Annotated in this window: 8 protein-coding genes; 5 read left to right on the top strand and 3 right to left on the bottom strand. The window is 69.6% G+C overall.

Annotation, left to right across the window (positions count from 1 at the left end):
* Nucleotides 1–740: HAMP domain-containing protein (locus tag I55_RS36280; RefSeq protein WP_148293938.1), on the bottom strand; the 740-nt coding region annotated here is incomplete at its 3' end.
* A gap of 10 nt (nucleotides 741–750) precedes the next feature.
* Nucleotides 751–1,461, bottom strand: coding sequence for a winged helix-turn-helix domain-containing protein (locus I55_RS24605; protein WP_044563353.1), 711 nt, complete (start codon nucleotides 1,459–1,461; stop codon nucleotides 751–753).
* 230 nt (nucleotides 1,462–1,691) lie between these two features.
* Between I55_RS24605 and sodC the strand changes: the two genes are divergently transcribed.
* Both sodC and I55_RS24595 read left to right on the top strand, forming a co-directional pair.
* Nucleotides 1,692–2,243 (top strand): superoxide dismutase family protein, encoded by a 552-nt coding sequence (gene sodC / locus I55_RS24600; RefSeq protein WP_064742534.1) that lies wholly within the window; start codon nucleotides 1,692–1,694, stop codon nucleotides 2,241–2,243.
* Between the two features lie 212 nt (nucleotides 2,244–2,455).
* Nucleotides 2,456–3,760 carry an aspartyl/asparaginyl beta-hydroxylase domain-containing protein gene (locus tag I55_RS24595; RefSeq protein ID WP_049974462.1) on the top strand — a complete coding sequence of 435 codons (1,305 nt, stop codon included), beginning with the start codon at nucleotides 2,456–2,458 and terminating at the stop codon, nucleotides 3,758–3,760.
* 73 nt (nucleotides 3,761–3,833) lie between these two features.
* On the opposite strand, the gene I55_RS24590 is transcribed toward I55_RS24595, so the two are convergent.
* Complete coding sequence (locus I55_RS24590) at nucleotides 3,834–4,094, bottom strand: DUF6356 family protein (RefSeq protein WP_044563352.1); 261 nt, start codon at nucleotides 4,092–4,094, stop codon at nucleotides 3,834–3,836.
* A gap of 126 nt (nucleotides 4,095–4,220) precedes the next feature.
* Here I55_RS24590 and I55_RS24585 point away from each other — a divergent pair, with 126 nt between their 5' ends.
* From I55_RS24585 to I55_RS33460, 3 genes are all read left to right on the top strand, one after another.
* A complete protein-coding gene (locus tag I55_RS24585; RefSeq protein ID WP_044563351.1) occupies nucleotides 4,221–4,694 on the top strand; it encodes an Lrp/AsnC family transcriptional regulator in 474 nt (157 codons plus the stop codon).
* A 185-nt stretch (nucleotides 4,695–4,879) separates the two neighbouring features.
* The gene (locus tag I55_RS24580; RefSeq protein ID WP_044563350.1) at nucleotides 4,880–6,142 is read left to right on the top strand and encodes a sensor histidine kinase; all 1,263 of its coding nucleotides are present in this window, start codon (nucleotides 4,880–4,882) and stop codon (nucleotides 6,140–6,142) included.
* Between the two features lie 167 nt (nucleotides 6,143–6,309).
* A complete protein-coding gene (locus tag I55_RS33460) occupies nucleotides 6,310–9,870 on the top strand; it encodes a response regulator (protein ID WP_049974461.1) in 3,561 nt (1,186 codons plus the stop codon).
* The last annotated feature ends 26 nt before the right edge of the window (nucleotides 9,871–9,896 follow it).

The raw sequence follows: 9,896 nt of genomic DNA, 5'->3' as shown, positions 1-9,896 counted from the left end.
GCCTCGTTCGGCCGCCGAGCGATGGTCTCCGCCAGCGCGCGCAGGCGGCCAAGGGGGGAACGCAGTTCGTGCGACACGTCGGCCAGCAGCCGGCGCTGCCGCGCCTCGCTGTCCCGCAGGGTGCGCGACATGTCGTTGAAGGAGGTGACCAGGCCCGCCAGCTCGCGCTGGCGCGGCGGATCCAGCGTCTCCCCGAAATGGCCGGCGGCCACGCGGGCGGCCAGGGCGGACAGTCGGCGGAAAGCCGCCGTCAGGTCGCGCACCGGCGGCCAGACGATGGCGGCGGCGAGCGCCACGAAGGCCAGCACCACCGGCAGGAACTCCACATGCATAGGGATGGCCGGCTGGCCCCAGCGGCTCAGGACAAGGGTGCCGCCATCCGGCAGGGGTGCTGTCCCGACCAGCGTCCCCAGATCCCGGTGACCGGGTGCCGCCAAGGCCGGATCCAGCGGCGGCCGGTCCGGGCGGCTGTCGGCCCGCACCGTCCCATCCCTGGCCAGCCAGGTCAGACGGACATGGTCGTGCGCCTTGGCCCAGGCCTGGGCGGTGGCGGCCGGTTCGGCGTCCGCGGGCCAATGGCCGGCCAGCCAGCCAGCCTCATCCCGCAAGTCCTGCTGCCAGGCGCTGTAGAGGAAACGCGCCTGGAAATGGAAGGACAGCGTCACCAGAATGGCCAGGCAGACGGCCACCAGCAGCAGCGCCCGCCAGAACAGCAGGCGGAACAGGCCCGGCCCCCTCACGGCAGCCCCCTCACGGCAGATGAAGCCGGTAGCCCACGCCCCACACCGTGCGGATGAAGGCCGGGGTCTTGGGATCGTCACCGATCTTGCGGCGCAGGTTGCTGATGTGGGTGTCCACGGCGCGGTCGAAGGCGTCCGTCTCCCCGCCCCGCACACATTCCAGCAGCGCGTCGCGGCTGAACACCCGCCCGGGATCACCCGCCAGCCTGGCCAGCAGGTCGAATTCCGTGCGCGTCAGGTCCAGCGCCTGGCCATTCAGGCTGGCGGCCCGGCTGGCCGTGTCGATGCGGAAGGGGCCGGCCTGGCGGACGGCGCGGTCCCCGGCTGGCGTGCCTGGCCGGACGCAGCGGCGCAGCACCGCCTTGGCCCGCGCCTCCAGTTCCCACAGGCTGTAGGGCTTGGGCAGGTAGTCGTCGGCGCCCAGATCCAGACCCAGGATGCGGTCGGCCTCCTGCCCCCGGGCGGTGACCATGATGATGCCGATGTCATGGTCGCGGCGGATGCGGCGGCAGAGGCTCAGCCCATCCTCCCCCGGCAGCATGATGTCCAGCACCGCCAAGTCGGCGCCGTGGGCGCGCAGGTGCGCGTCCGCCGCCATGGCATCGGCCGCCCAGCTGACCTGGAAGCCGCTGTCGGCCAGATGGCGCACCACCAGGGGTGCCAGCCGGTCGTCGTCTTCCACCAGCAGGACGCGGGCGCCATCGGGGCTGGGCAAGGTCATGGGCGGGCGGCGGCTTTCAAGCGACGGGGCGGGAGTGCCCACGATAGCGTGAAGCGGGCCGCAGGGCATCATCGCCGGCGCCGCCAGGCGCGGCAAAGTGTTGCCCATCCGGCCTAAGCAGGCTGGCCGCTGGCCGGGGCGGGGCATCCGGCATAATATTCAGCGCCTTAACCAAGCCTGCCATAAGCCCGGCCCCAGTCAGGAACACCGGGCCTTTCGGAGGGGAATCCATGAAAACGTCCATTCTGCGCGCCGCCCTGTTGACGGCCGCCACGGCGGTTGCCACCGGCGCCACGCCCGCCCTGGCCGCGGCCCCCGTCACCACCACCGTCCACCTGATCACCGCCGCCGGCGTGGGGGAGGGCATCGGCACCATCACCGCGACGGAGGGCGGCGGCGGCGTGGTGCTGACGCCCAAGCTGACCGGCCTGCCGCCGGGCGTGCACGGCTTCCATCTGCATGCCAACGCCTCCTGCCAGCCGGGGGAGAAGGACGGCAAGCCCGGCGCCGGCCTGGGTGCCGGCGGCCATTTCGACCCGGCCGGCACGGGCAAGCATCTGGGCCCCACGGCCGATGGGCACAAGGGCGATTTGCCGCCGCTGACCATCCAGGCCGACGGCACCTCCTCGCCTGAGCCGCTGACCGTGCCGCACCTGAAGCTGGCCGACCTGGCCGGCCACGCCTTCGTCATCCATGCCGGCGGCGACAACTTCTCCGACACGCCGGAGCCGCTGGGCGGCGGCGGCGGCCGCATCGCCTGCGGCGTGGTAGGCGACAAGTAAGCTGTTTTCGCGTGAGCGGAACAAGGCCCGGGCGATGGGGAACCACCGCCCGGGCCTTATTTTTACGTAATGCCTAAAAATTAAGCGTTGTCACAATTCCCCCATCCGGCCCTTGTTGCCGCCCGCAACCCCTGCCTATAGTGATAGGCATAAAGGTGGACCGGAAGGCGCCGCCTGTAATGAACCGGGAGGGTGCAGTCGGGGACACGGGGATGCTGACGCGTCCCCAGGCACTTCCATCCCCCGACCGGCACCACCCCAACCAACGCGGGGGCGGTATGGGTGAGAGGGCGGAGGCCGATACGGCCAAGCCGGAAGCGGAGGACCAGGCGCGCGGCCTGAACGCGGCGGCCGTGCGGGCCATGGCCGCGGGCCAGCCGGCGCGGGCGCACGCCCTGCTGGAGGAGGCGCTGTCCATCGCCCCCACCCAGGTGCCCCTGTGGCTGAACCTCGCGGGCGCCCGCCGCGCCCTGGGTGAGCCGCTGGCGGCCCTGTCGGCCCTGGACCGGGCGCTGGGCCTCGACCCGCGCAACTTCATGGCCCTGCTGATGCGCGCCTCGCTGCTGGACGGGATGGGGGAGGCGCGGCAGGCGGGTGCGGCCTATGGCACGGCGCTGAGCCTGGCGCCGCCGGATGGTGCCCTGGATGCCCCGACCCAGCGGGCGGTGGCGCGTGCCCGGGAACGCCACGCCCAGTACCTGGCCGACCTGGACGCCTTCCTGAAGGGGGAGATCGGCGGCGACCTCGCCCGCTGCCGCAGCGGCGAGGCACGGCGCATGGCCCGCTTCGTCGACGGCGCGCTGGGTCGGACCAAGCCCTACCACCAGCAACCGGCGCAATTCTTCTATCCCGGCCTGCCGGTGATGGAATTCCATGACCGCGAGGATTTCCCCTGGCTGGCCGATCTGGAGGCCGGCACCGACGCCGTGCGGGCGGAGCTGGCGGCCGTGTTGCGGGACGCGGACGATCCCCGGCAATTCGTGCCCTACATCGCCTATCCCGACGGCCTGCCGCTGGACCAGTGGGCGGAACTGAACCATTCCCCCCGCTGGAGCGCCTTCCACTTCATGCACTACGGCCGGCCGCATGCGGAGAACCGGGCGCGATGCCCGCGCACCGCCGCCTTGCTGGACGCCATGCCCCAGCCCCAGGTGCCGGGCAAATCGCCGGCGGCCATGTTCTCCGTCCTGAAGCCGCGCACCCGCATCCCCGCCCACACCGGCGTGTCCAACACGCGGCTGGTGGTGCACCTGCCCCTGGTGGTGCCGCCCGGCTGCGGCTTCCGCGTGGGCAACGAGACACGGGAATGGACGGTGGGCGAGGCCTGGGTGTTCGACGACACCATCGAGCATGAGGCCTGGAACGACAGCGACCAGACCCGCGTCATCCTGCTGTTCGACATTTGGCACCCGGCCTTGAGCGTCGCGGAGCGGGAGATGATCACCCGGGTGATGACCGGCATCGACCAGTTCAATGGGGACGCCCCGCCCGGCGAGGAGGCGGGGAGTGGCCTTTAGCCTGGCCAAGCCCTGCCGAAGCATACGGTGAGCCGCCCTTGAGCGGTCCGGCCCCGATGGAAGGCCGGACGCGCTACCCCGACACGGGGCCGTAACGGCCATCGGCGGAAGCCGTCTGGGCGGTCTTCCGGTTACGGTTCACCACCATCTGGTCGTGCAGCGTGGCGATGGTGCGGCTGCCGGTGCGGACGAACAGGCCGGGCACCACGGCGTGCACGAGGCACGCGACACCCGCCAGCACCATGCGGCCGCCGAAGGACGCCGCGACCAGCGCGTGCTCGCCATAGCTTTCCTGCACCGTCCTGGGATGGTCGACAAACAGCTTGTTCCACATGGTCCCGGTCTCCCCGTTCTGATCCTGGCGGGGATCAGGATAACCTGGTCCGTCTTGAGAAAAATCCCAAACTGTCCCACTATCTCGGCGGCATGTTGTGATTTTTTCCCACAGAGCACGCACTCCATGGTTCAACTCGACAAGATTGACATCCGGCTGCTGCAGCTGCTGCAGGATGACGCGTCGCTGTCCATCGCCCAGTTGGCCGACACGGTGGCCCTGTCCGCGAACGCCTGCTGGCGGCGGGTGAAGCAGTTGGAAGAAGCGGGCCTCATCCGCCGCCGCGTCGCCCTGCTGGACGCGGAGTTGCTGGGCTGCGGCATCACCGTGTTCGTGGCCATCCGGACCAACCAGCATAACGAGGACTGGCTGGACACCTTCGCCCGCGGTGTGGCCGACATTCCCGAAATCGTGGAGTTCTACCGCATGAGCGGCGACGTGGATTACCTGCTGAAAGTGCTGGTGGCCGACATCCCGCACTACGACCGCGTCTACAAGCGCCTGATCAAGGTGACGCAGTTGACCGACGTCAGTTCCAGCTTCGCCATGGAGCGCATCAAGTACACCACCGCCATTCCGCTGCCCCGCCCCAGCCCGTAAAGCCCGAGTCCTAAGCCCTTGCAGCGGCAGGCAAGACCTATGCCAAAGGCAAGATCGCCAGACGCGGCAAACTGCGTCATGGTCTGCTTCTGATCCAGCCAATCCGCGTGTGTAACGCGGACATTTTTCCTATGCGCGGTCTTTGCCGCCATCGCGTTCGAGTGAGGGGGCTTGGGGCCGTGGACATGCTGTTGCGACAGCGGGTGCGACTGGCTGGGCTGGCGGCCCTGGGGGGCATCGTTGCCCTGCTGTTGATCATGCAATCCATCTTCGCGGAGGTGGTGAGCAGTGAGCGGTGGGTGAACCACAGCCATCAGGTCCGCGCCACGGCGATCCAGGTTTTAAGCCACATCCTGGCGGCGGAATCGGCGCAGCGGCTGTACCTGCTGACACATGCGCCGGAAGCGCGGGAGCGGTTCCAGGGCTATCGCGACGATGCCACCACCCAGTTGCTGGCACTGAGCACCCTATTGGCCGACAACCCCGACCAGACGCGGCGCCTGTCCGTCCTGACGGCGCAGGCCAACGCCCGGCTGGACGCGTTGCAGGTGCTGATGATCCAGACGCCGGCCGGGGCACCGCCCGACCTGATCACCCTGGAGCGGGGCGAGGCGCTGATGGCCGAAGTGCGGGACCAGGCGACCGCAATCGACGGGGTGGAGCAAGGCCTGCTGGCCCAGCGGCAGGGCCGTGTCAATGGCCTGCGCCTGTTGTTCGTGGGGGGCAGCGTCATCATCTGCCTGATGGCCGGCGGCCTGGTGTGGCGTCTGTCCAGCGGCGCGGTGTCGGAAGCGGACCGGGAAAGCCGCATGCGCCAGCAGCTGCAGGATATGCTGGACGAGAAAGGCCGCCTGCTGCGGGAGATCAACCACCGCGTCGGCAACGGCCTGGCCATGATCGGCACCCTGCTGCAATTACAGACTCACGATACCAAGGATCCGCAGGCCGAACGCGCCCTGGCGGAGGCCCGCACCCGCGTGCTGGCCATCAACGAGGTGCACAAGCGCATGCTGCAGGCCGAGACGGTGGATGAGGTGGAGTTCGGCGCCCTGCTGCCCGCCTTCTGCCGTGAGGTCGCGCTGGAGTATGGCGCCCCGGACCGCGTGCAGGTGACCAGCACACCCGTCCTGCTGCCGGTGGAGACGGGCGTGGCCCTGGCCCTGATCCTGAACGAGATGCTGACGCCCACCCTGCGCCGGTCGGACCGGCAGTCCAGCCCGGTGCAACTGACCCTGAACGTGGTGGACAATCGCCTGTCCTGCATCATCGACGACCCCAGCGGCCAATTGCCCACCGACATGGGGGCGGCCCGGTTGGCCGGCATCGGCATGACCGTCGTCCAGGCACTGTGCCGGCAGATCGGGGCGGAGATGGCGTTCGACAAGGCCGGCACCCAGTTCTACATCTCCGTGATTGTGCCCCAGGCGCGCAAGGTGCAGGCCGCCTAAGGGCCGCCATATCACGGCCATCAACTGCGACCGCTTTTTCAATTACTGCTAAAGAGTTGAAAAATCGGCGTTGAAACAGTCTTGTCGCACGGCTGCGCCTGTTTATCGGCGCCCGCTTTCGCTATGATGGTCCAATCCTGTAGCCTAGACGGGAAAGGCACGACGGCTTGCCACGCGACTACCTAAAGCTGCACGGCAAAGGCCTGCGCGCCCGACTGCAAATCCTGTTGCTGGTGGTGGTGGCGCCCCTGACGGCCCTGTCCATCATCGATTACAGCGCCCGGCGATCGGAAGCCGTGGCCGCCGCCCAGGACCAGGCCCTTGGCCTGGCGCACGCCGTCGCGGAACAGCAAGCCCTACTGATCCGCCAGGCCCGGCGGATCGCCGACACGCTGGCCAGTGAAAGCGCCGGCCTGCCGGTGGACCAGTGCATCGAGGACGCGCGGCTGATGAAAGCCGCGCACCCCTGGATCTCCAACATCAACCTGATGGGCCCGGACGGCCAGGTCTTCTGCTCCTCCGCCGACGCGCCGTTTCCGAACTTCAGCGACCGCGATTATTTCCAGACGCTGATCAAGACTGGCCAGCCCACCATCAGCGACTTCCTGATCGGCCGCACCTCCGGCCGCCCCATCATGGTGGTGGCCCAGATGCACGCCTCGCCCAAGGGCGATGGCGTGCGGGTGGCCAGTACCGCCCTGGATCTGGGGGCGCTGGAGGACATGGGCCGGCAGATGGTGGAGCGGCGGCAGGCCGTGTTCCTGGCCGTCGACCGCCACGGCACGGTGCTGGCCCGCTATCCGGAATTGGCGGGCATGGTGGGGGCCAACTATCGCGCCCACCCGCTGATCAGCACCGTCCTGGGCACACCCGACGGCATAGCGGACATGGATGACCTGCACGGCGATAGCCGTCTGTTCGGCATCGCGGCCGTGGGTGACAGCGGCGCCCGGGTGGCCGTGGGCTTGTCGAAGGCGGACATGGTGGCCGCCGCCAACGCCGATTTCCGCCGCAACCTGCTGGTGGTGGTTGCCGTCACCCTCGCCGCCTTCGCCTTCGGCGTCGTGGGCCTGGAGCTGTCCGTGCTGCGCTGGCTGCGCCTGCTGGGCACCGCCGCCCAGCGCATCGCCGCCGGCGACCGCGCCATCCACATCGACAGCCCCGGCAGCGGCTCCGAACTGGACGCCGTCGCCCAGGCCTTCAACGCCATGGCCGACGCCGTCGCCCGCCAGGAACAGGAGCTGGTGGCACGGGAGGAACGCTTCCGCGACCTGACGGAGATATCGACCGACTGGTATTGGGAAACGGACGCGGCCCACCGCCTGACCTATCTGTCCGACGGGGTGCAGTTCGTCGGCGTGGACATGAGCGGGCTGCTGGGCCGCACCCGGCGGGAACTGTCCACCGACGCGGACGCGACGCACTGGGCCGCCTATGAGGGGTTCCTGAACACCCGCACCCCCTTCCGCGACTTCACCTATTCCGTGCCCGGGCCCAACGGCACCCCCCGCCACCTGGAGATTTCCGGCAGGCCCTATTACGCCGCCGACGGCAGCTTCCGCGGCTTCCGCGGGGTGGGCCGCAACATCACCCCCTTGGTGGAAGCGCGCCAGCACCTGCAGGAGCGTGACCGCCTGCTGACCACCATCCTGGAATCCATAGACCAGGGCATCATCGCCTTCGATGCCCAGATGCGCCTGTCCATCCGCAACCAGCATTTCCTGGACCTGATGGGCCTGGCGCCAGAGGACTGCCCCCCCGGCACACCCCTGTCCGCGATACGGCCCCTGTTGCCGGAGGGTGCGGCCGATCCCCTGGCGGGGGTGGGCTTGCCGACTGGTGGCCAGGACAGTGGCGCCCAGGACGGTGGCGGCCAGGTGACCTATGAGCTGAACCGCGCCGACGGCAGCACCCTGGAGGCACGGGCCATCCCCATGCCGGGCGGCGGCTTCGTCGTCGGCTACATGGACATGACGGTGCAGCGGCGGCAGGTGTCGGACCTGATCGACGCCCGCGACCGCCTGGCGGCGCAGGCGCGCGAATTGCGCACCCTGGCGGAGGAGTTGGACGCGGCCCGCCGGTCGGCGGAGGCCGCCAACGCCGCCAAGTCCGACTTCCTGGCCAACATGAGCCATGAGATTCGCACCCCGATGAACGGCGTCATGGGCATGGTGCAACTGTTGCTGGAAAGCCCGCTGACCGCGGACCAAGCCTCATACGCCATCATCATCCGCGACAGCGCCGACGCCCTGCTGTCCATCATCAACGACATCCTGGACATCTCGAAGCTGGAGGCCGGGCGGGTGGAGCTGGAGGAAGTGGCGTTCGCGCTGACCGACGTCACCTGCGGCGTGACCAGCATCCTGGACCCCAGGGCCCGCGACAAGGGCATCCGGCTGGAGGCGCGGTTCCTGGGCGCGACACCCGGGCACTATCGCGGCGATCCCCTGCGCCTGCGCCAGGTGCTGCTGAACCTGGTGGGGAACGCCGTGAAGTTCACGGAAAAGGGGTCGGTCGTCCTCGAGGTGGAGATCGGCATCGCCAAGGACGGCCTGGTACCGCTGCACTTCGCCGTGCGCGACACCGGAATCGGCATTAGCGCGCCCGCCCAGGCGCAGCTGTTCCGCAAGTTCGGCCAGGCTGACACGTCCATTTCCCGTCGCTTCGGCGGGTCCGGGCTGGGGTTGGCCATTTCCCAGCGCCTGGTGGCGCTGATGGGCGGCGCCATCAGCCTGGACAGCACGCTGAACCAGGGCAGCACCTTCGCCTTCACAGTGCGCCTGCCGGCCGTGCGCGCCAAGGAGGTGCCCCGCCTGCCGGCCTTGCCCTCCGTTTCGCCCGCCCGCCCCAGCCGCGCCACCGCCACGACACCCCGCGCCGCCCTGCCCACCGGTAACGGCGCCCGGCTTCTGGTGGTCGACGACAACGCCATCAACCAGACGGTGGCCAAGACCATGCTGGAGCGGCTGGGCTATGTCGTCACCCTGGCCGGCGACGCGCGCTCGGCGCTGGAATGCTATGAACGCGAGCCCTTCCACGCCGTGCTGATGGACATACAGATGCCGGAGATGGACGGCGTGCAGGCGACACGGCGCATCCGTGAAATCCAGGAGGCGGCGGGCCGGCCCCGCACCCCCGTCATCGCCATGACCGCCAACGCCATGGCCGGCATGCGTGAGGAATATCTGGCCAACGGCATGGACGACTACATCGCCAAACCCTTCGCCCTGCCCACCCTGGCCGGCACCGTGGCCCGCTGGACCGGCGGTGTGACGGCCCCCCGCCCAACGGCCCCCGCCGAGGCCGTGCCCCCGTCGACACCGCCCCAACCCGCGCCGCCGCCGCGACCGACGCCCCCCACCGAACCGCCGGTGCTGGACCCCGCCCCCCTGCGCCAACTGGCGGAGCTGCTGGACACCGATACGCTGGCCGACCTTGTCATGTCTTCCGTCACGGAATGCGAGGCGCGGGTGTCGGCGCTGGAGACTCTGGCGGACAGCACCGACACCGACGCCATGGCCCGGTCGGCCCACACCCTGATCGCCACGGCGGGCGACATCGGCCTGCGCCAGATACAGGCCTTGTCCGGGCGCATCCAGACGGCGGCCCGCGCCGGCGACGCGATAACCGCCCGCCAGGACATCGCGGCCCTTGTGGCATCGTTGCCCGCCGGCCTGGCGGCCGTGGCGTCGGTGCTGAAGCCGCTGCTGAAGAAGCAAGAGGGCTAGCCCGCCTCGGTGGATCCCCGCCTCGG

This window comes from Azospirillum sp. B4, assembly GCF_000333275.1.
In the GTDB taxonomy this organism is placed as follows: domain Bacteria; phylum Pseudomonadota; class Alphaproteobacteria; order Azospirillales; family Azospirillaceae; genus Nitrospirillum.
This window is presented reverse-complemented; position numbering and strand designations above follow the sequence as displayed.

Coding starts and splice junctions, on each gene's coding strand:
- I55_RS24605 (WP_044563353.1), bottom strand. CDS start 1,461: ATGACCTTGCCCAGCCCCGATGGCGCCCGCGTCCTGCTGGTGGAAGAC.
- sodC (WP_064742534.1), top strand. CDS start 1,692: ATGAAAACGTCCATTCTGCGCGCCGCCCTGTTGACGGCCGCCACGGCG.
- I55_RS24595 (WP_049974462.1), top strand. CDS start 2,456: ATGCTGACGCGTCCCCAGGCACTTCCATCCCCCGACCGGCACCACCCC.
- I55_RS24590 (WP_044563352.1), bottom strand. CDS start 4,094: ATGTGGAACAAGCTGTTTGTCGACCATCCCAGGACGGTGCAGGAAAGC.
- I55_RS24585 (WP_044563351.1), top strand. CDS start 4,221: ATGGTTCAACTCGACAAGATTGACATCCGGCTGCTGCAGCTGCTGCAG.
- I55_RS24580 (WP_044563350.1), top strand. CDS start 4,880: ATGCTGTTGCGACAGCGGGTGCGACTGGCTGGGCTGGCGGCCCTGGGG.